19 protein-coding genes are annotated in these 20,523 nt (G+C 64.0%); 13 read left to right on the top strand and 6 right to left on the bottom strand.

Going from position 1 to position 20,523, the window contains the following annotated elements:
- The first annotated feature begins 49 nt into the window (after positions 1-49).
- The 5 genes from KIH75_RS05340 (at position 50) to KIH75_RS05320 (ending at position 4,122) form a co-directional block, all read left to right on the top strand.
- The gene (locus tag KIH75_RS05340; protein WP_219055744.1) at positions 50-934 is read left to right on the top strand and encodes a LysR family transcriptional regulator; all 885 of its coding nucleotides are present in this window, start codon (positions 50-52) and stop codon (positions 932-934) included.
- Positions 935-1,026: 92 nt separating this feature from the next.
- A complete protein-coding gene (gene tnpA, locus KIH75_RS05335) occupies positions 1,027-1,470 on the top strand; it encodes an IS200/IS605 family transposase (protein ID WP_219055743.1) in 444 nt (147 codons plus the stop codon).
- Positions 1,467-2,639 carry an RNA-guided endonuclease InsQ/TnpB family protein gene (locus tag KIH75_RS05330; protein WP_219055742.1) on the top strand — a complete coding sequence of 391 codons (1,173 nt, stop codon included), beginning with the start codon at positions 1,467-1,469 and terminating at the stop codon, positions 2,637-2,639. The genes tnpA and KIH75_RS05330 overlap by 4 nt, the downstream gene beginning before the upstream one ends.
- Before the next feature lie 261 nt (positions 2,640-2,900).
- Complete coding sequence (locus tag KIH75_RS05325; RefSeq protein WP_219055741.1) at positions 2,901-3,353, top strand: ArsR/SmtB family transcription factor; 453 nt, start codon at positions 2,901-2,903, stop codon at positions 3,351-3,353.
- A complete protein-coding gene (locus KIH75_RS05320; RefSeq protein WP_219055740.1) occupies positions 3,343-4,122 on the top strand; it encodes a nitroreductase family protein in 780 nt (259 codons plus the stop codon). The genes KIH75_RS05325 and KIH75_RS05320 overlap by 11 nt, the downstream gene beginning before the upstream one ends.
- On the opposite strand, the gene KIH75_RS05315 is transcribed toward KIH75_RS05320, so the two are convergent.
- Positions 4,091-5,305 carry an ATP-binding protein gene (locus tag KIH75_RS05315; RefSeq protein ID WP_219055739.1) on the bottom strand — a complete coding sequence of 405 codons (1,215 nt, stop codon included), beginning with the start codon at positions 5,303-5,305 and terminating at the stop codon, positions 4,091-4,093. The genes KIH75_RS05320 and KIH75_RS05315 overlap by 32 nt on opposite strands.
- 261 nt (positions 5,306-5,566) lie before the next feature.
- Between KIH75_RS05315 and KIH75_RS10230 the strand changes: the two genes are divergently transcribed.
- Positions 5,567-6,325: a DapH/DapD/GlmU-related protein gene (locus tag KIH75_RS10230; RefSeq protein WP_274608101.1), complete on the top strand. Its 759-nt coding sequence runs from the start codon at positions 5,567-5,569 to the stop codon at positions 6,323-6,325.
- On the opposite strand, the gene KIH75_RS05305 is transcribed toward KIH75_RS10230, so the two are convergent.
- Complete coding sequence (locus KIH75_RS05305; RefSeq protein WP_219055738.1) at positions 6,310-6,978, bottom strand: dihydrofolate reductase family protein; 669 nt, start codon at positions 6,976-6,978, stop codon at positions 6,310-6,312. The genes KIH75_RS10230 and KIH75_RS05305 overlap by 16 nt on opposite strands.
- Positions 6,979-7,140: 162 nt before the next feature.
- Between KIH75_RS05305 and KIH75_RS05300 the strand changes: the two genes are divergently transcribed.
- A complete protein-coding gene (locus KIH75_RS05300) occupies positions 7,141-8,322 on the top strand; it encodes a MalY/PatB family protein (protein WP_219055737.1) in 1,182 nt (393 codons plus the stop codon).
- A 196-nt stretch (positions 8,323-8,518) separates the two neighbouring features.
- On the opposite strand, the gene KIH75_RS05295 is transcribed toward KIH75_RS05300, so the two are convergent.
- Positions 8,519-10,306: a 1-deoxy-D-xylulose-5-phosphate synthase gene (locus KIH75_RS05295; protein WP_219055736.1), complete on the bottom strand. Its 1,788-nt coding sequence runs from the start codon at positions 10,304-10,306 to the stop codon at positions 8,519-8,521.
- Positions 10,307-10,506: 200 nt separating this feature from the next.
- Here KIH75_RS05295 and zwf point away from each other — a divergent pair, with 200 nt between their 5' ends.
- Genes zwf through pgl form a run of 3 tightly spaced genes read left to right on the top strand, consistent with a single transcriptional unit; the run spans position 10,507 to position 13,882 of the window.
- Positions 10,507-12,078: a glucose-6-phosphate dehydrogenase gene (gene zwf, locus KIH75_RS05290; protein WP_420829179.1), complete on the top strand. Its 1,572-nt coding sequence runs from the start codon at positions 10,507-10,509 to the stop codon at positions 12,076-12,078.
- Positions 12,075-13,031, top strand: coding sequence for a glucose-6-phosphate dehydrogenase assembly protein OpcA (locus KIH75_RS05285; RefSeq protein ID WP_219055734.1), 957 nt, complete (start codon positions 12,075-12,077; stop codon positions 13,029-13,031). The genes zwf and KIH75_RS05285 overlap by 4 nt, the downstream gene beginning before the upstream one ends.
- A 59-nt stretch (positions 13,032-13,090) precedes the next feature.
- A complete protein-coding gene (pgl, locus tag KIH75_RS05280; protein WP_219055733.1) occupies positions 13,091-13,882 on the top strand; it encodes a 6-phosphogluconolactonase in 792 nt (263 codons plus the stop codon).
- 79 nt (positions 13,883-13,961) lie between these two features.
- Here the strand turns inward: pgl and KIH75_RS05275 are convergent, their stop codons facing one another.
- On the bottom strand, positions 13,962-14,855 hold the full coding sequence (locus KIH75_RS05275; RefSeq protein ID WP_219055732.1) for a LysR family transcriptional regulator: 894 nt from the start codon (positions 14,853-14,855) through the stop codon (positions 13,962-13,964).
- A 149-nt stretch (positions 14,856-15,004) separates the two neighbouring features.
- On the opposite strand from KIH75_RS05275, the gene KIH75_RS05270 reads away from it, so the two are divergent.
- The 3 genes from KIH75_RS05270 (at position 15,005) to KIH75_RS05260 (ending at position 17,278) form a co-directional block, all read left to right on the top strand.
- Positions 15,005-15,799 (top strand): SDR family oxidoreductase, encoded by a 795-nt coding sequence (locus KIH75_RS05270; protein WP_219055731.1) that lies wholly within the window; start codon positions 15,005-15,007, stop codon positions 15,797-15,799.
- A 103-nt stretch (positions 15,800-15,902) separates the two neighbouring features.
- The gene (locus KIH75_RS05265) at positions 15,903-16,421 is read left to right on the top strand and encodes a flavodoxin (protein ID WP_219055730.1); all 519 of its coding nucleotides are present in this window, start codon (positions 15,903-15,905) and stop codon (positions 16,419-16,421) included.
- 59 nt (positions 16,422-16,480) lie between these two features.
- A complete protein-coding gene (locus KIH75_RS05260; RefSeq protein WP_219055729.1) occupies positions 16,481-17,278 on the top strand; it encodes an SDR family NAD(P)-dependent oxidoreductase in 798 nt (265 codons plus the stop codon).
- An 87-nt stretch (positions 17,279-17,365) separates the two neighbouring features.
- On the opposite strand, the gene KIH75_RS05255 is transcribed toward KIH75_RS05260, so the two are convergent.
- Both KIH75_RS05255 and gndA read right to left on the bottom strand, forming a co-directional pair.
- A complete protein-coding gene (locus KIH75_RS05255; RefSeq protein ID WP_219055728.1) occupies positions 17,366-18,757 on the bottom strand; it encodes an MATE family efflux transporter in 1,392 nt (463 codons plus the stop codon).
- A 285-nt stretch (positions 18,758-19,042) separates the two neighbouring features.
- Positions 19,043-20,491, bottom strand: a complete 1,449-nt coding sequence (gene gndA, locus KIH75_RS05250) for an NADP-dependent phosphogluconate dehydrogenase (protein WP_219055727.1) — start codon at positions 20,489-20,491, stop codon at positions 19,043-19,045.
- Positions 20,492-20,523 lie beyond the last annotated feature (32 nt).

Genomic DNA, 20,523 nt, shown 5'->3' with positions numbered 1-20,523 from the left:
CGGTTTATGGGTTTGCGCTGGTTTGGCGCGTGTTCCGCGGAGGGTGTGCATGGATTTCGATCAGATTCGCCAGTTGGTTGCGGTGGCCGATGAGGGGACGATGTCGGCGGCGGCGGACGCGTTGCGTATGCCGCAGCCGACGTTGAGCCGTTCGATACGCCGTTTGGAGGAGGAGTTGGGTTGCACGCTGTTCGACCGGGTGGGCAGGAGGGTGACGTTGAACGGTACCGGGGCCGTCGCGGTGGATTGGGCCAGGCAGTTGCTGCGCGACGAGCGGCTGATGCGTGACGCCGTGGCCGCCGCGGCGCGGCGTGCGACGACCTTGCGGGTCGGCACGGTGGCGCCCGCGCCCCTGTGGAAGCTCACCGCGCTGCTGGTGGAACGGTTCCCCCGTGAGGCGTTGACCTCGGAAACGTTAAGCCAGGCGGATATCGTCCGCATGGTCTCCAACGGTTCGCTCGACCTGGGCATCGTCGAGGATGACGGTACGGAAGACCCGTCCGGTATGGATAATCCGACCGCGCGGGAAGGGGCTGTGCGCTCCTGCCCGCTCATGCGCGAGCAACTGTCGATCACGCTGCCGCCGAGCCACCCGTTGGCCGCGTTCAAAACGCTCACGACGAGCCAGCTCGCCCATGAGACGTTCCTGATCCTTTCGGACATCGGTTTCTGGCGTGAACGCGTGGACCGGGCGCTCCCCCACGCCACGCTCATCGAACAGCACGACCGTACAGTGTTCGCCCAACTCGCGCACACCACGCCGTACTGCACGTTCGTCTCCGACGCGCCGTTCCGCGGCGACCCTCCGGCAGGGCGCATCATCGTACCGTTGGACGATCCCATGGGCAGGGCCGTGTTCCGGCTGATCGTCCGCGCCGACGCCACGGGCGTCGCCGCCGACCTGTTCGACTGGGTGGCCAGACGTTCGTCTTGATGAGGTTTCTAGCCCGCAAACCCGGTATTTTAATGCCGGGTTAGGGCGTATCGAATTTTGCGTATGGTAGCGGATATGCTACGATTATTCCCATGAGTGCAAGCGATGAACGGTTTACGCATGGTAGGACTTCAGTATACAATCTGAACTACCACATCATCTGGTGTACGAAATACCGTCGCAAGGTGCTCAAGAACGGCATCGACTCGGATTTGAAGACGATTCTCAGGGAGATAGCCAACGAGCACGGCTACGGCATCCCCCACATGGAGATCGGCTTGGACGATCACATCCACCTGTTCGTGTCAGCACCGCCGAAAATCAGCGTGAGCAGTATCGTCAAACAGTTGAAGGGCACTTCCAGTCTCCGACTGTTCGCCATGCACCCCGAACTGAAAAGCCAATACTGGAAACGCAAGGGAGAACGGAGCCTATGGTCGCCCAGCTATTTCGCGGAAAGCATCGGCTCAGTCAACGAGCATGCGGTGGCCAAATACATCGACGACCAACGGTTAAAGGAGCGTGAATCGCAATGACCATGCGCAAGGTGGCGCAGCGCATACCGTTCACACCGTCGGAAACCCAAGCCGCAATGTTGGAACGGTGCTTCGGCGACAGGCGCTTCGCCTACAACCAGCAGGTCGAGGCGTTCAACACGTACGACAAGAAGACGAATCCGAAACCCGAGTATCCGAACGTGACCGGCATGAAGAACGCGAACGAATGGCTTAAGGACAGTCCCATACCGTCGAACGCGTTAAGCAACGCCATCATGGATTTCCGCAAGGCACGGTCGGCGTACTTCCGCAAAGCCCAGTACGAGAAGCATCGTCCCCGTTTCGCCTCAAGGAACGACAACATCCAATCGTTCCGCAACACCATGCCCATACGCCGTATGGACGGCAACCGGTATCCGTTGTCCAAGAAGCTTGGCTCGGTGCGCATCCGCAAACGCGATCGGCTACGCTATCCAATCGAATCATTGTCCAGCTGGACGGTGAAACGTGAGAACCGGACGTACTATCTCGTGCTCCTGTTCGATGTGGACATCCAGCCGAAAACGCAAGCCGAGAACAGTATCGGCATCGATTTGGGCGTCAAGAATCTCCTCACGCTGTCCACCGGCGAAAAAATCGACTATCCGGACCGGCTGCGCCGATTGGAGGCGGATGTCAAACGGGAGCAGCGCAAACTGTCCCGTCGAACGAAAGGGTCGAACAACTATCGCAAACAGAAGGCAATCGTAGCCAAGGCGTACGCCAAGCTCCGCCACTACCGCGATAACTTCCAGCACCAACTGTCCCACAGGCTGATAGAAGAGAACCAATTCATCGGCATGGAGACGCTGATGGTGCGAAACATGACGCGGAAGGCACGGAAGAATCTTGACGCGGACGGCAGACCCGTGCGCAACGGCCAGTCGCGCAAACGCGTGATGAACCGTTCCATACTCCGCGACGGGTGGAGCGGCCTCGTGGACAAGCTCTCCTACAAGGCGGAATGGTATGGTCGCACCCTCGTCCAAGTGGACAGGTTCTATCCAAGCTCGAAACTCTGCCACGACTGCGGGCGCAAGTACAAGGGGTTGCGGCTATCCGAACGTGAATGGGTGTGCGAACATTGTGGCACACCACACGACAGGGACGTAAACGCCGCGTTGAACATTCGCGACGAGGCATTGCGGCTCAGCCGAGAAAAAGCATAACAAAAGAAGAGGAACCGGCCGACAACCGGGGATAGCCCGCTAAAAATGGGAAGCCTCTGGATTCAGGCGTATCGTATGAATCCAAGCAAGCCCAGTTCGCGGGAATCCCGTGGTTTCAACCACGGGAGCGTCAATTTCTTTACCGAACGCCCGAAGCGGGATTGAAGGCCGATAATTGGTTTAACGGTTCGAACGATTCGACGAAACACGCCCCGCACACCGGCCACGGCACGGGTTCACGGGCGCACGGACGGGAGGAACATGGCCGATTTGACGGACATAACGGACGCGACGGACACGGCGGGCACGGCTGACGCGACGTCTCGGCGCGAAAACCGGCAGGCCCCGGTCGGCGCGGACATCCGGGCGCTCGCCGGCGAATTCGAACGCTGCCAGCGGGCGCTGACCGCCCTGGGCAACCCCACGCGCCTGCACCTGATCACCTCCATGCTGCAGGCCGCGCCACGCCCCGAGGGATTGCGCGTCGGGGAGATCACGGAGCGCACGAACCTGTCCAGACCGGCGGTATCGCATCATCTGAAGATCCTCAAGGACGCGGGCATCGTACACGTCCGCCATGAGGGCACGCGCAACTATTACACGCTCGACGCCGAACCCGCCGCGATCGACGAACTCATCGCCGCGCTCACCCACGCGCGACGGTACGCGACCGACCACACCAACCACAACCAGGAGGAACAGCATGACCGCTGAAACCATGATGACGCTCGACGAGGCGATGCGCGCCCGCCACGGCGTGCACGACTACCGTCCCGAACCGATCGCCGAGAACACCGTCGCCGCATTGCGCGACTACATCGACGCATGCAACAGGGAAGGCGACCTGCACATGCAGCTCGTGCTCGACGAGCCGCAGGCGTTCGCCGCGCTCGCCGGCAAGGTGGGCGGCTTCTCCAACGTGCGCAACTACATCGCGCTCATCGGGCCCAGGTCGAAGCATCTCGACTTCGACCTGGGCTACTGGGGCCAGCATGTCGCCCTGTACGCGCAGCAGCTCGGCCTCAACTCGCGTTGGGTCGCGGCCACCTACAAGAAGGTGCCGAGCGCGTACGAGGTGCGCGACGGCGAGAAGCTCGTCATGGTGATCGCGCTCGGCTACGGCGCCGAACAGGGCGAACCGCACAAGTCCAAGCCGCGCAGCAAGGTCATGCGCGTGGCCGAAGGGCTCGACGCCCCGCAATGGTTCCTCGACGGCGTGGACGCGGCGCTCCTGGCGCCGACCGCCATGAACCAGCAGGCGTTCACGCTCGAACTCGTCGCCCCCGATAAGGTGAAGCGCTCCCCCCGGGTTCGGCTACGGCGTGAACATCGATCTGGGCATCGTGTCCTACCAGTTCGAGATCGGCGCCGGCACCGGCAACTTCCACTGGGCGGCCGAATAGGGCCGTCCGGCTCCCGGACCTTCCGAATCCGGCGGATCGGGGGCTGGGCTACGCGTCGAGCATCCAGTCGATGGCGTTGACGACGCTCACGCCCCCAATCTCGCCCAGACCGAACCGGTCCAAGGTCAGCACCATCCTGCGCACGGAAAGGTCGCGCGCGCTTCTCAACGGCGCCAGCTCGCGCCCCCTCGTCCCCTCATCCAATATGCTGGCGCTCACCTGGATATACAACCGCTCCTCGGTGAGATCGTCGCGGCGACGGGTCGCGACGAAATCAATCTCGGCGTTTCCCAGCTTGCCTACGCGAATCTGGTAGCCGCGGACCTTCAGCTCGTTGTAGACGGCATTCTCCAGCAGGAAGCCGAAATCGCCGGAAGGATAGCCCAGCAGCATGTTGCGGATGCCCAGATCGGCCGGATAGTATTTCGACAGGCCCTGCAGGTACCCGCCGCCCTTGACATCGATGCGCTGCGCCCGGGAGAAAAGGAACGCGCCGACGAGGCCTTCCATATACCGTTCGATGGTGTCGTTGGAGGCGGGCCTGTGCGCGCTTCTCAAACGGTTCTCGATCTTGGACGTCGATACCGGGGAGCCGGCCGTATCGGCAAGGTAGCATGCCACATCGTTGAACACCATGGGATTCCTGATCTGCAGGAACTGCGTGATGTCGCGCACCATGATCGTGTCATAGATTCCGGAGAGCACGGTATGGGCCAGACCCTGGTCGACGCCCTGATCGACCACCGGCGGCAACCCTCCATAGCGGGTGTACCGTTCGAAGGCCGCCGCGGAATCGCTCATGCCGGTGTAGTCCATGAATTCCGCGAGGGACAACGGGAACACGTTGATCTCCATGTAGCGCCCGGACAGCAGCGTGGCCAGTTGGCCGGACAGCAGATACGCGTTCGATCCGGTGATGACGATGTCAGCGTCCGTGTCGGCGTGGAGCGCGTTGACGGCCCTCTCCCATTTGTCGACGAGCTGCACTTCGTCGAGCAGCACGTAATAGCGTCGATCGTCGCGCATCCGTCCGGTTATCTCACGGTGAAGGTCCTCGAAGGTGAACGAGGCGTACTGGAACGATTCCAGGTTCATCATGATGATGTGGTCGGCGTCGACGTCATGCTGCAGCAGGTATTGGCGGAACAGCGTGAGCAGCGAGGATTTCCCGCAACGGCGCATGCCGGTGACCACTTTGATGAGGCCGTTGCCTCGGGCTGCGACGAGTTTGCCGAGATATTGCGGCCGGGGCTTCAACTCCATAACACACCTGACTTTTACTAGTATGGTCGGAAAAGTACCTCAAGAAATATGACTTTTACTAGTATACCCGGAAAAGTGGGGTATCTTGAGAGACTTTTACTAGTATGGTCGGAAAAGTCAACCGCTTTTTCGCGTCCGACCGACGCATATACGGCGAATTGCATTCATTGCGTGCATGGTAAGTAATACCGCATTCACCTTAGCTATTTTTGTTGCGTTCGGCCATCATGGTTCCGCAAGCAAACCAAGGAAAGGACCAATATGGAGTATCCCGAAGGCTATGTGTTCGATCTGATGGACCAGGGCGGCCCGACCGACAACCGCGAACCGTATTTCATGGAGGCCATGCAGGAGATGATGCGCGCACGCACGCTGTGCGCCAAGGCGAACGCCGCCATGCCCGACGACCCCTCGTACGTCGGCCATCTCGAGGAGCTGTTCGGCCGCACGCTGGACGATGTGCGCATCCTCACGCCGTTCACCTGCGATTTCGGCAACCGCGTCACCTTCGGCCACAACGTGTTCATCAACCATTCGGCCATCCTCTCCGCGTCAGGCGGCATCGAGTTCGGCGACGGCGTACAGGTGGCGCCCGGCGTACGCATCGCCACCATCAACCATGATTTCAACGCCCGCCACTCCATCTACACCTACGGCAAGGTGACCATCAAGCGCAACGCGTGGATCGGCATGAACGTCACGATCTGCCCGGGCGTGACCATCGGCGAATACGCCGTGATCGGCGCTGGCGCGGTGGTCACCAGGGACATCCCCGACTACGCGGTGGCCGTCGGCTCCCCGCCAAGGTCATCAAGACGCTCGACCCGGGCGAGCAGCTCGAGTAGCACCATCCAAGCCGCCGCAAACCGGAACGCAGACACGCGGATGCGGATGCACGGATACGCGGATGCGACGGCGATACGACGAGGCCGGACCCGCCCGACGCGGATCCGGCCTCATCCATATCGGCTCCATCGGCTCCCGCACGGGGAACCGGTACGCCGTCACTTCACGGTGTAGCGCAGCCAGACCGCGCCATCGTCGTACGGCGTGACCGATTCGAGCTTGAGCGCGAACGGTTCGCGGCTCTCCGGAAGGCCGTCGAACGTGGCGGCCATGCCCTTGCGGCCGTCGATGCCCGGGCCGATCAGGATGCTGACCTCGTCGAGCAGGCCGGCGTCCAGGAAGCCCGCGTTGATGGTGCCGCCGCCGACGATGCCCATGCGTTTGACGCCGAACTCCTCGACGAGGATCTCGCAGGCGCGGGCCAGGTCGATGCGCTCCGCGCCGCAGGCGATCCAGGAGATGTTGCGCTCATCGAGATATTCCAGATACTCCTTGGACGCCTGTTCGCTGACGATCACGACGAGCGTGCCGTCGTTGTCCGGCCACAGCAGCGTGCCCCTGGTGTCGACGACGACGTTGTAGCCGTCGGCGACGGTCTTGCGGGAATGGCATTCCCTGCCGACCGGCTCGCCGTCGTTCGCGTGGAATTCGCCGCGCTGCGCCATCTCCAGCTGCGCGGTGCGCCTGCCGCTGAGCGTCGTCGGCACGTCCAACGCCGCCAGCGTGGCGTAGTATTCGGGATTGCCCGCGAGTTTGACGGTCATGCCGCAGTCGATGCGGCCGTCGATGGACATCATCATGTGGCATACGATATAAGGCTTGGTCATGGGTTTCCTTTCGTTCCGTTGCATCGTACGGCGCCATGGAATCCATGTCCAATGACCATGACGTATATGTCTTCATAACCCGAAAGCATGGCATTGGTGCCGTCCGCACCGCACTCCCGCCCCATTTGACTTCACGCACGCGAGGTTTCTAAGTTGTTAGGCATGACCTACGATTTCGATACCCCGATCGACCGTTCCGGCACCCATTCGCTCAAATGGGAGGAGGCCGGCGACGCGCTGCCCATGTGGGTGGCCGACATGGACTTCCCCACCGCGCCCGTGATCCGCGCCGCGATGCAACGCCGCCTCGACCACGGCGTATTCGGCTACTCGGTGGTGCCCCCGGAATGGAACCGGGCGTACGCCGACTGGTGGGGCACCAGGCACGGCCTCGCCATCGACCCGGATTCGCTGGCGTTCTGCACCGGCGTGGTGCCCGCCATCTCCAGCATGGTCCGCAAGCTCACCACCCCCAACGAGAACGTGCTCATCCAGACGCCCGTCTACAACATCTTCTTCAACTCGATCATCAACAACGGGTGCCGCGTGCTCGAATCGCCCCTCCGCTACGACGGCGCGGGCGCCTACGCCATCGACTGGGCGGACCTGGAAACCAAGCTCGCCGACCCGCAGACCACGCTGATGATCCTATGCAACCCGCACAACCCCGTCGGCAGGATCTGGGAGCGCGACACCCTCGCGCGGATCGGCGAACTATGCCACACCCATCACGTGACGGTGATCAGCGACGAGATCCACTGCGACCTGACCGACCCCGGGTACGGCTACATACCGTTCGCCTCCGTGAACGAGGAATGCGCGATGAACTCGGTGACCTGCATCGCACCCACCAAGGCGTTCAACATCGCCGGCCTGCAGACCGCCGCCGTGATGATCCCGAACCCCGTGCTGCGCCACAAGGTATGGCGGGCGCTCAACACGGACGAGGTGGCCGAACCGAACGCCTTCGCCATGGACGCCACGATCGCCGCGTTCAACGAGGGCGGCCCCTGGCTGGACGAGCTGCGCGCCTACATCGCCGGCAACAAGGCCGCCGCCCGCGCCATGATCGACGAGTACAACGCATCCGCACCCACCGACCGCCGCATCATCATGACCAAAGGCCACGCCACCTACCTGCTGTGGGTCGACTGTTCGGCGATCACCGACGACACCGACGTGCTGTGCGACTACCTCAAGCGCGAATGCAAGGTGATGTTCTCCGAGGGTTCCGAATACGGCGGGGACGGGCGGCGCTTCGTGCGCATCAACGTGGCCTGCCCGCGCTCGCGCATGGTCGAGGGGATCACGCGATTCCTCGACGGATTGCGCCGGTACCGCTGAGCCGCGCATTCGGCTATCGGTCGTTCGCCCGCTTCGCCCGTCCGCACGCTCCGTTCGGCGGGACGTGCGAAGGCAACTGGCCGAATGCCGAAATCTCATCTACGACGATGGCCTTCACGCAGGTGGTGTTTCCACCTGCGTGAAGGCCATCGTCATATGTTCGGCCAAACCCGCCGACCGGGCAGGCCGGAACGCGTCACAGCGCCTTGAGCACGTCCTCGGCGACCAGTTCGGGGTTGAGGCGATAGCGCTGGTACAGCGATGCGGTCGGTTCGAGATCGGTGATCTCCTTGGCCGCGCCGTAGTTGAGCACCCTCATGCCGGTCGGGCCGTAGTAGCCGGCGATGCGCTGGCCGAAGCCGCCGACCAGTGCGCCGTCCTCCATGGTCACGACCACGTCGTGATCGTCCTTCAGCGCTTCGAGCGCTTCGACGTCGAGATCGGAGTAGACGCGCGGGTCGATCACGGTGGCGTCGATGCCGGACTGCGCCAGCTCACCGCGCACCTTGAGACCCAGCGGCAGGAAGTTGCCGAGCGCGAGGATCGCGACCTTGGAGCCCTTCACGATCGTGCGGTACTTCAGATCGGATTCGGTGAACGGCGTCGCGACACCCTCCTGCGGAGCGACCGTCAAATCGGCCTCATGGGTCAGCGTGCCGGGTTCGGCGATGACGACCGGGCGGTTCGCATGGTCGATGGACCAGTCGAGCATGGCCAGATACTCCTCCACGGTGGCCGGCGCGAGACCGGTCAACCCCGGGATGGTGTTCGTCATGGCGATGTCGAAGATGTTGGAATGAGTGTTGTCGCCCGGCCCGATGGCGTCGCCGAAGCCCGCGACGATGATGGTCGCCGCGGTGCCCTGCAACGCCAGATCCTGCTGCAGCTGATCGTAGGCGCGCTGCAGGAACGTGGACGCCACCTCGTACACGGGCTTGCCGCCCGCCTTGGCGATGCCGGAGATCGCCGCCACCGCATGCTGTTCGGCGATGCCGACGTCCACGAACTGCTCGCCCGCCTGCTCGCGCTCCTTCGGACCGAACCCGCCGTTGCCCGGCGTGCCCGCGGACAGCACCACCACGCGCTTGTCCCGCTTCATCTTGTCCAGCAGGTAGGCGCATGACACGCTCGCGTAATCCTCCGCCGGCCCCGCCTCGGCCATGGCGTCCTGCACGGCCTGCGGCAGCATCCAATGCCCGAATTCCTTCGCCTCGCGCGTGACGTTCACGCGCTCCAGGCCACGGCCCTTGTCGGTGTGGATGTGCACGACGACCGGATGGTCGATGTCCTTGACCTCGGCGAGCGCGTCGATCAGCGTGTTGACGTCGTTGCCGTTCTCCACGTACCGGTAGTCGAGGCCGAAGTCGCGGAACAGGTTGTGTTCCGCCGTGCCGTTGGTGGCGCGCAGTTCGGCGAGCGTGCCGTAGATGCCGCCGTGGTTGGGTGCGATGGACATTTCGTTGTCGTTGACGATGATGATGAGGTTGGTGGTCATGGCGCCGGCGTTGTCGAGGCCTTCGAGCGCTTCGCCTTCGCTGAGCGAGCCGTCGCCGATGAAGGCGATGACGTTTTCCTTGCGGCCGTTGAGGTCGCGGCCTTTGGCCATGCCTACCGCCAGGGAGATGGAGGTGCCGGTGTGGCCGATCACGAAGTGGTCGTGTTCGCTCTCCCCCGGGTGCGTGTAGCCGGAGACGTCGTGGTAGTGGGCGGGGTCGAGGAACGCCTGTTTGCGGCCGGTGAGGATCTTGTGCGTGTAGGACTGGTGGAATACGTCCCAGATGAACTTGTCGCGCGGCGAGTCGAATACGTAGTGCATGGCGATGGTCGCTTCGACGACGCCCAGGTTCGGGCCCATGTGCCCGCCGGTGGCGCTGACCTTGGTGATGAGGGCGTGTCTGATTTCGTCGGCGAGCGCCGGCAGTTGTTCGCGGCTGAGTCGTTTGAGGTCGGCCGGTCCGTCGATGTGGTCGAGGTAGTTGGTCATGTGGTGTGTTCTCCTGTTTCGCTGTGTGTTTCGGCTGTGTCGCCTGTGTGGCGGCTTTGGGTTCTACTGTAGAAGTTCGAGTCGGGTTGAAGTCAATTCGTGGGTTGTTCGCGGTGGGCGAACGTCTGGCGTGGGTTGGTTGGGTTTGGTTGTTCGTGGGAATGGATGTTCCGGGTGTGACGTGCGGCGTTGGGGTTAGTATGAAACGCATGACTGAAACCGTTTCAACCGCATCCAACGCGGCCGGCGTGTGGACGAATCCGTTGCGTGATCCTCGTGATCTGCGTCTGCCTCGTATCGCCGGGCCGTGCAGTATCGTGATTTTCGGCGTGACGGGCGATTTGTCCCGCAAGAAGCTGCTTCCCGCTATTTATGATTTGGCTAATCGTGGCTTGTTGCCGCCGAGCTTCGGTTTGACGGGGTTCGCCCGTCGTGATTGGACCGAGGAGCATTTCAAGGATTTCGTTCGGGAGAACGTGCAGGCGCATTGCCGTACGCCGTTCAAGGAGTCGACGTGGAAGCAGCTTGCCTCGGGTATTCGTTTCGTGCAGGGCACGTTCGATGATCCGAAGGCGTTCGAACGTTTGTCCGATACCGTGGCCGAGCTTGACCGTGACCGTGGTACGCGCGGCAATCATGCGTTCTATATGTCGGTGCCGCCGCGTGCGTTCCCGCAGGTGTCGCGCCAGTTGGCGGATTGCGGTTTGGCGAGGTCCGATAAGGGTGCTTGGCGTCGTGTGATCATCGAGAAGCCGTTCGGGCATGATCTGGCGAGCGCCAAGGAGCTGGATCGTGTGGTTTCCGAGGTGTTCGACCCGTCGAGCGTGTTCCGTATCGATCATTATCTGGGCAAGGAGACGGTGCAGAACATTCTGGCGCTTCGTTTCGCCAATGCGATGTATGAGCCGATCTGGAATAACAATTACGTCGATCATGTGCAGATCACGCATGCCGAGGATATCGGTGTGGCGGGGCGTGCCGGTTATTACGACGGTATTGGCGCGGCGCGTGACATCATTCAGAATCATCTGCTGCAGCTGATGGCGTTGACGGCGATGGAGGAGCCGGTGTCCTTCTCCGCTTCCGATTTGACGGCGGAGAAGACGAAGGTGTTGTCCGCGGTGCGTCTGCCGAAGGATCTGGCGGCCCATACGGCGCGTGGCCAGTATGCCGCGGGCTGGCAGGGTTCGCATGAGGTCGTGGGTTATTTGGATGAGAAGGGCATCGATCCGGAGTCGACGACCGAGACGTATGCGGCGATCCGTTTGGATGTGGATACGCGCCGTTGGGCCGGCGTGCCGTTCTATCTGCGTACGGGTAAGCGTTTGGGCAAGCGTGTCACGGAGATCGCCGTGGTGTTCAAGCGCGCCCCGCATCTGCCGTTCGAGTCGACCGCGACGAAGGAGCTCGGCAAGAACGCGATCGTGATCCGCGTGCAGCCCGACGAGGGTGTGACCATGCGTTTCGGCGCGAAGGTGCCGGGTGGTACGTCGATGGAGGTCCGTGACGTGTCGATGGACTTCGGTTACGGCCGTTCGTTCACCGAATCCTCCCCGGAGGCGTACGAGCGTCTGATCCTCGACGTGCTGTTGGGCGACCCGCCGCTGTTCCCCACCACCGAGGAGGTTAACCTTTCGTGGAAGATCCTCGATCCGATCGAGGAGTTCTGGTCGACGCTCGGCCAGCCGCAGCCGTACCGTTCCGGCACGTGGGGGCCGGAGGAGGCCGTGGAGATGCTCGCCCGCGATGGACACCGTTGGAGGATGCCGTGATTATTACCTTGCATGACACCGAGACCCGTGAGATCTCGGCGAAGATCGATGAATTGCATGAGGAGCGTGGCGAGGCCGCGCTCGGCCGTGTGCTCACCCTGCTGGTCTCCACCAATGAGGAGGCGCTCGAACGTGATCTGGAGGTCGCCAACAATGCGAGCCGCGAGCATCCCTGCCGCGTGATCGCCATCGCCCCCAGCAGCCGCAGGTCCGTTCCCTCGGAGGATGGCGCGACCCGTTCCACCTTCCTTGACGCGGAGATCCGTTTCGGTTCGGACGCCGGCGCGGGCGAAATCATCGTGCTGCGCCCGCGCGGCGGGCTCGTGCGCCACGCCGACACCCTGGTGATCCCGCTGCTCGTGCCCGATACGCCCGTGGTGGCGTGGTGGCCGAACGAGGCGCCCGCGAACCTGTCGAAGGATCTGCTGGGTTCCATGGCGAGCAGCCGCATCACCGACGCGACGCGCTCCTCGAACCCGCAGCGCACGATGGACGATCTGCGCCGCAACCGTTCCGTGAAGGACGTGGACATGTCGTGGACGCGTCTGACCGTATGGCGTGCGATGATCGCCTCGATGCTCGACCAGCCCCCGTACCTGCCGGTGAGCAATGTGCGCGTGACCGGCGAGAAGGATTACCTGCCGTTGACGCTGCTGGCCGCCTGGCTGCGGTTGAAGCTCAACGTGCCCGTGATGATCGAGGAGGATCCGAACGTCACGGCCGTCACCGGCGTGTATCTGACGCGCGGCGACGGCGTGCTGAGCCTGGAACGCCCCTCCACGGACGACGGGTTCGCCGTGATCAGCGTGCCCGGCCAGTCCCCGCAGACCATCAGCGTGCCGGCGCGAACGCTTGAGGAATGCCTCAGCGAGGAGCTCGGCCGCCTCTACCCCGATGAGATCTACAACGAGGTCGTGTCCCAGGGGCTCGATCTCGTCAGGCCCGCGCGCTGAACCGCACAGGCCGAATACGAATACGAATCCGAAACCACACAATCAGACAAGGAGATACCATGGCGGAACGCACGACCATCGTGTATCCGAACCCGCAGGTGCTGGCCCAGGCAGTGGCCGCACGCACGCTGCTGACCATCACCGACATGCTCGCCGAACCCGGCCGCACGCGCGTCGACATCGCTGTGACCGGCGGAACCGACGGCATCCACGTGCTCGAGGTCATGGGTGCGAGCCCGCTGGCCGAAGCCGTGGACTGGTCCCGCGTGCACGTATGGTGGGGCGACGAACGGTTCGTCGCCGCCGACGATGACGACCGCAACGCCAAGCAGGCCCGCGAGGCGCTGTTCGGCAAGCTCATCGCTTCCGGCGCCATGCCCGCCGCGAACATCCACGAGATGCCGGCCGACGGACGCGACCCCGATGAGATCGCCGCCTCCTCCCCCGAACAGACCGACGCCGTGCTGGCCGCGGCCGCCGCGGAATACCAGCGCGAACTCGTCGAACAGCTCGGCGCCGCGCCCGCGCTCGACATCGCGATGTTCGGCGTGGGCCCGGACGCGCATTTCGCGTCCCTGTTCCCCGATCACGGCGAGGCGGAGATCGACGATCCCGACGTGCTCGTGGCCGGCGTGCGCGATTCGCCCAAGCCGCCGCCGCTGCGCGTGACGCTGACCGTGCCGATGATCGCCCGGTCGAAGCACACGTGGGTGTTCACCTCCGAGGAACGCAAGGCCGAAGCCGTCGCCGCGGCTTTCGCCCAGCGCAACAACCCGCATGCGCCGAGCTCCTACGCCGACGGCGAGGAACTCCTGTGGCTCATCGATGAAGGCGCCGCGTCGAAACTGTGACACCATCCACCGTGGTGCGGGCCCATGCCGTTCGGCCCGCACCACATGGGCGCCCCGCCGCGCCCGCGTTCGAGAACGGCTACTCCCTCATCCCGTCCACCACCTCGCGCACGCAGCCAAGGAACGCCTGCGCCGCCGGGGCGAGCGGCTGATCCTTCTTCCATGCGAGGCTCAACGACGCGTGCACGGGCGGCTCCAACAGGCGGAACGTCAACCCGCTGCCCTCGGCCGTGTCGACCAGGCCGTCCAAGCTCAGCTCATAGCCGTAACCGGCGCGCACGAACCGGCTGGCGTTATAGCTCAGATTCATGCTGCCCACCACGTCGAACGGGCGCAACCCCTTGCCGAACCATCCGGAGATGTCGCGGCGCGACAGCGCGCCCCGGGGCATGAACAACGGCAGTCCCTGCATGTCCTCCGGGCGGATCGACGCGCGCGCCGCCAACGGGTCGTCCTCGCGCATGATCAGCCCCATCGGATCGCCGCCCGGCAAGGCGAAATGATCGTAGCGGCTCATATCCGCCGGTTGGACGAGCACGCCGAAGTCGGCGAGGCCATTGTTCAACCGTTCCACGATGTTCTCCCCGAAATCGTCATGCAATTGGATGCGGATGCCCGGGTGCAGTTCGCGCACATGCACGGCGGCCTTGGCGAGCACGTCCATGACCGCGCTCTGCGCGGCGGCGATATGCACGTCGCCTTCGATCTGCTCGCCGGACGCGATCTCCGATTTCGTACGATCCGCCAACTCCACGATCTCACGGGCACGACGGTACAGCAGCTGCCCCTCATGCGTCAGTTCGAGGGCACGGCCGCGATTGCCGCGCACGAACAGCGTGGCGCCCATCTCCTCCTCGAGTTCCTTGATCTGCCGGGACAACGCCGGCTGGCTGATGCGAAGCACGTCGGCTGCGGCCGTGATGCCCTCCTCCTGCACGACGGCGATGAAACTACGCAAGACGCGAATCTCCATGAGGTTCCTTTCCGCTGCGCCGCGCTTCGGCCAGCCGCTTCAAGTATATGCGCGGAAAGCATATCCTTTCATTGGTGATTCGTATTTGTTATCCGGTCGCGCGCCTTGTACGTTGGCATCGACGGCAACGGCAACGACCAGGAGGCACCATGACACGACCGACCCATGTACTGTTCGTCGGATCGACCGGCAGCATCGGCAGGCTCGCCGTGGATGAGGCCATACGCGCCGGATACGCGGTGCGGGCGCTGGTACGCAGCGCCGCGCACGCCCGCTTCGACCCACGCGTCGACGTGTTCCAAGGCGATCTGACCGACGTCGCGTCGTTGCGTGAGGCGTTGGACGGCATGGACGGCGTCGTGTTCACCATGGGCGCGCACGACGGACCATGCATGGTGGAGAAAGTCGACTACGGCGCGGTGCGCAACACGCTGCTCGCGCTCGACGGACGCCGGGTGCGCATCGTGCTGATGACCGCGATCGGCGTGACCTACATGGACACCGACTACAACCGCGCCTCGCAGGCGCATGATTGGAAGCGCCGTTCGGAACGGCTGGTGCGCGTCAGCGGCGACGAGTACACCATCGTGCGCCCCGGCTGGTTCGACTACAACGACCCGGACCAGCAGCGGCTCGTCTTCCTGCAGGGCGACACCCACCGCAACGCCAACCCCGACGACGGCGTGGTGTCGCGCAGGCAGATCGCCCAAGTGCTGGTGGGTGCGCTCGGCTGCGAGGAGGCCGACCATAAGACCCTGGAGCTCGTGGCCGAACACGGGCCGGCGCAGGAACGGCTCGACCCGCTGTTCGCCCGGCTGGAACCGGATACGCCGGACCGCGTCGACGGCGTGCACGACGAGGCGAACTTCCCCGACTGCTGCCAGCCCAAACGCGTACGCGAGGACATGGCCCGCATCGCCGCCCTCGCCCGCAAAACCCACTGAACCCGCCTCCGCACGCACGGCAGTACGAGGCCGCGGCCGCCCGGCACACCGCACACACAACGAATCGTCCCACAGACAAGGCAATCCAACGAAAGGAAGCATCATGATCATCGTCTGCTTCTCCCACGCGGGAGAGAACTACAATGTCGGCACCGTCGACGAGGGCAACACGGCGAAAACGGCGGATCTTATCGCCGAACGGACCGGCTGCGGCATCGTGCGCATCGTGAGCGACACCCCGTACCCGAGCGATTACACGGCCGCCACCCGCGTGGCGCAGGACGAGGCGAACCGTCAGGCGCGCCCGGCCATCACGCTCGAAGGCGACGTCGACGCGCTCGACTCGGACAACACGGTGCTGCTCGGCTACCCGATCTGGTGGGGCGACGCGCCCATGCCGGTGTACTCGTTCCTGGAAAGCCGCGATTGGGAAGGCAAGACCATCCACCCGTTCTGCACGCATGAAGGCAGCGGGCTGGGCGATTCCGTCGCATCGATCGCCGACGCCACCGACGCCGACATCCAGCCCGGACTGGCGATCCGCGGCACCGACGCGCAGCGCGACACGACAAAAACCGCCCGGCTCGTCGACGCATGGCTGGAACGCTCCGGCCTCCTGTGACGCCGCCCTCGCCCCACGACCCGGCAGGCTACCATAGGCATCAATAGCGAGGAGGCAACATGGCATACGCATTGATCACGGGAGCTTCAAGCGGCATCGGGCGCGAACTGGCCGCCCTGTTCGCCGCGGACGGGCACGATCTCATCATCACCGCACGCAGGCAAGGCAAACTCGACGAAGTGAAACGCGCGTTGGAACAGCGCTACCACGTGCGCGTGGAAACGGTCGCGATCGACCTGAGCGAACCAGACGCGCCACGGAACCTGCACGACTACACCGTATCGCACGGATTCGCCGTGGACCATCTCGTCAACAACGCGGGGTTCGCGGACTGGACCGGATTCCTGGATGCCGACTGGCAGCGGCAGCATGAGATGATGCAGCTCAACATGGCCGCCCTGGCGGAACTCACCTACCGGTACGGGCGCGACATGCGCGAACTCGGCCACGGCAGGATCCTGAACATCTCCTCCGTCGCCTCCATGATGGCCGGCCCCTACATGGCCATGTACTTCGCATCCAAAGCCTTCGTGCGCTCGCTGTCGGAAGCCGTGGCGTACGAGCTTCGCGGCACGGGCGTGAGCGTGACCTGCGTATGCCCCGGGCCGACCTCCACCGGTTTCGCCAAGGCCGCGAACATGCACGGCGTGAACTTCTTCACCCTGACCAAACCGGCGACCGCACGCCAGCTCGCCGCGTACGCCTACCGGATGATGATGCGCGGGCGCACGCTCGCCTACCACGGCTATCTCACCAAAGCCGGGGCCATGGCCGAACGTCTGGTCCCCCGCACGCTCACCCGACGCGTCGCCGCACGCATGAACGGCGGCGATCCGCGGCGGCAACGGCGCGCATGAAACGGCTTCCGGCCGCATGATGGGAACCCGCACCGGTTCCGCGTCATGCGGCCGTTTCGTTTCTTCCGCCCAACCGCCCGCCCGCGTTCAGGCGACGGCGCGTTCCGCACGTTCCACGCGTTCCAGATGGGCGAAACGCTTCGACGGGCGGTATACGAGCGTCGCAATGCCGATGAGCACCGCGGTGGCCGCCAGGCTGATCGGGTAGATGATCATGATGGACGTGAAGGTGCGGTACAGCGGGAACCCGAACCTGATCCAGGTCAGTCGCACGCCGCACACGCCGATGATGGTGAGGATCGCCGGCGCCAGGGAGATGCCGAACCCGCGCAGATACCCCGACATGACCTCGTACAGCATACTGAACGGGTAGGCGCTGAACACCAGCACCAGTCGGATGAAGCCCGTGGCGATCACCTCCGGGTTCGAGTCGAACAGGCCCAGCAGATCGTGGCCGAAGAACAGGACGAGCGCGATCGTGGCGGCCGTGCAGACGAACGCCTCCACGACGCACAATCCCAGCACGCGCCGGCAGCGGCGGATCTGCCTAGCGCCGTAGTTCTGCCCGGTGAACGTGGCGCACGCCTGGCTGAACGAGTTGAACATGTAGTAGGCGATGATCTCGATGTTGAACGCGGCGCTGGATGCGGCCATGACCACCGTGCCCAGCGAGTTGATGGCCGCCTGGATGATGATGTTGGCCACCGCGAACACCGCGCTCTGGATGCCGGCGGGCAGGCCGATGCGCAGGATCTGGCGCAGGGTCATCCAATCGACGCGCAGTTCGCGCAGGCGCACGCCGATCACCGCGTCCGTGTGCGTGAGGCGGTACAGCAGGATCATGGAACTGACCACGTTGGCGAGCACGGTGGCGAGTGCCACGCCGTCGACGCTCATGCCGCATACGATTACGAGGAACAGGCCGAAGGTCACGTTGAGCACGCCGGAGATGGTGAGTACGGCGAGTGGGGCCTGCGTGTCGCCGATGCTGCGGAAGATCGCGGCTTCGAAGTTGTAGAGCAGGATCACGGGCATGCCGAGCAGGTAGATGCGCAGGTATGTCAGCGCCAGGGGGAACACTTCGTCGGTGACGTTGAGCATGCCGAGCAGTGGGGCCGCGGCGAGTTCGCCGATGATGGCGACCATCACTCCCCCGGCGACGGCTGCGATGACGGATGTGTGCACGGCCTTGTGCACCGCGCTCTCGCTGTTGCGTCCGATGGCGTTGGCGATGACCACGTTGGCGCCGAGCGCCAGTCCGATGAACAGGTTGAGGATGAGCCCGGTGACGGGCGCGTTGGAGCCGACCGCCGCCACGGCCGCGGTGCCGTTGCCGTGCGAGAAGTTGCCGACGATCATGATGCCGGACGCGTTGAACAGCTGTTCGAGGATGCCCGTGGCGGCCACGGGCAGCGCGTATCGCAGGATCTTGCCCCACAATGCGCCGTGCAGCATGTCTATTTCCTGTCGCCCCGCCATTCGTTTCCCTCTTCGTTCCTTCTCGTGTCTCTCATGGTTCTCCATCGTTGCACTCTAATACCGGTGCGGCGAAGAGCAAATCACGTTTGCGCATGGAATGGCAGAGTTTTGGCGTATGCCATGCCGGTGGTCGGCATGGAGCGACGGTTCGGAATGTTGGCGGTTCGGGACGGCAGGGTTGCGGAATGGTATGGGTGCAGACGGCGGGAGCCGCATGTCTTGCGACATGCGGCTCCTCGCTTTCACCGGTTCGATGATCGAATCAGGCTGGTTTCGGGCCCGGAATCAGGCTTCGATCTCCTCGCGGCCCGGTTCGGCCCACAGGGTGTGGAACGCGCCCGGCTGGTCCACACGCTGGTAGGTGTGGGCGCCGAAGTAGTCGCGCTGGCCCTGGATGAGTGCGGCGGGCAGGCGCGGGGAACGCAGGCCGTCGAAGTAGGACAGGGACGATGCGAACGCCGGGGTCGGCAGGCCGTTGCGGGCGGCGGTGGCCACCACGTTGCGCCAGGAGGATTCGGCGGTTTCGATGGCGTTCTTGAAGTACGGGGCGAACAGCAGCGACACGTTGGCTTCGCCGGATTCGAACGCCTCGGAGATGCGGTTGAGGAACTTCGCGCGGATGATGCAGCCACCGCGCCAGATGCGTGCCACCGCGGCCAGGTCGATGTCCCAGCCGTATTCCTCGGCGGCGGTGGTGATCTCGTTGAAGCCTTGGGCGTAGGCGACGATCTTGGAGGCATAGAGCGCCTGGCGGATGTCTTCGATGAAGGCCTTCTTCTCCTCGTCGTTCAGGTCGAGGCCGCCTTCCGGACCGGCGAAGCCCTGCTTGGCAGCTTCCTCGCGCAGATCCGCTTCGGAGGACAGGCCGCGGGCGAACACGGCTTCGGCGATGCCGGTGACGGGTACGGCCAGGGACAGCGCGGTCTGCACGGTCCAGGTGCCGGTGCCCTTCATGCCCGCGTGGTCCACGATCACGTCGACCAGCGGCTTGCCGGTCTTCGCATCGACCTGGTGCAGCACTTCGGCGGTGATTTCGATCAGGTAGGAGTCGAGTTCGGTCTTGTTCCACTCCTCGAACACGTCGCCGATCTCGGACGGGGTCATGCCCAGGCCGCGGCGCATGAGGTCGTAGCTTTCGGCGATGAGCTGCATGTCGGAGTATTCGATGCCGTTGTGCACCATCTTGACGAAGTGGCCGGCGCCGTTGAGACCGATGTGGGTCACGCACGGTTCGCCTTCCGCCTTGGCCGCGATGGATTCGAAGATCGGCTTGAGGGTCTTCCAGGATTCATCGCTGCCGCCGGGCATCATGGAGGGTCCGAGCAACGCGCCCTCCTCACCGCCGGACACGCCGCAGCCCACGAAGTGCAGGCCGCGCGCGCTGATCTCCTTCTCGCGGCGGATGGTGTCCGGGAAGTAGGCGTTGCCCGCGTCGACGATGATGTCGCCCGGCTCCATGAGGTCGGCGAGCGCATCGATCATGGCGTCGGTGGGCTTGCCCGCCTTGACCATGATGATGGCGGTGCGGGGCTTGGTGAGGCTGTCGACGAACTCCTCGAGCGTCTTGGCGGGGAAGAATTCGCCTTCGGTGCCGTGCTCGTTCATGAGCTTTTCGGTGCGGGCGTAGGTGCGGTTGAACACGGCGACCTTGTTGCCATGGTGTGCGAGGTTGCGTGCGAGGCTGCCGCCCATTGCGGCCAGGCCGACGACGCCGACGTTTGCTTCAGCTGACATGCGTTACCTTCCATCGAGTGGGGCTTGATCAA

Origin of the sequence: Bifidobacterium pongonis (assembly GCF_019331805.1) — a bacterium.
GTDB lineage: Bacteria > Actinomycetota > Actinomycetes > Actinomycetales > Bifidobacteriaceae > Bifidobacterium > Bifidobacterium pongonis.
Note: the sequence above shows the minus strand (reverse complement) of the source record. Positions and strands in the feature narration are given on the sequence as shown.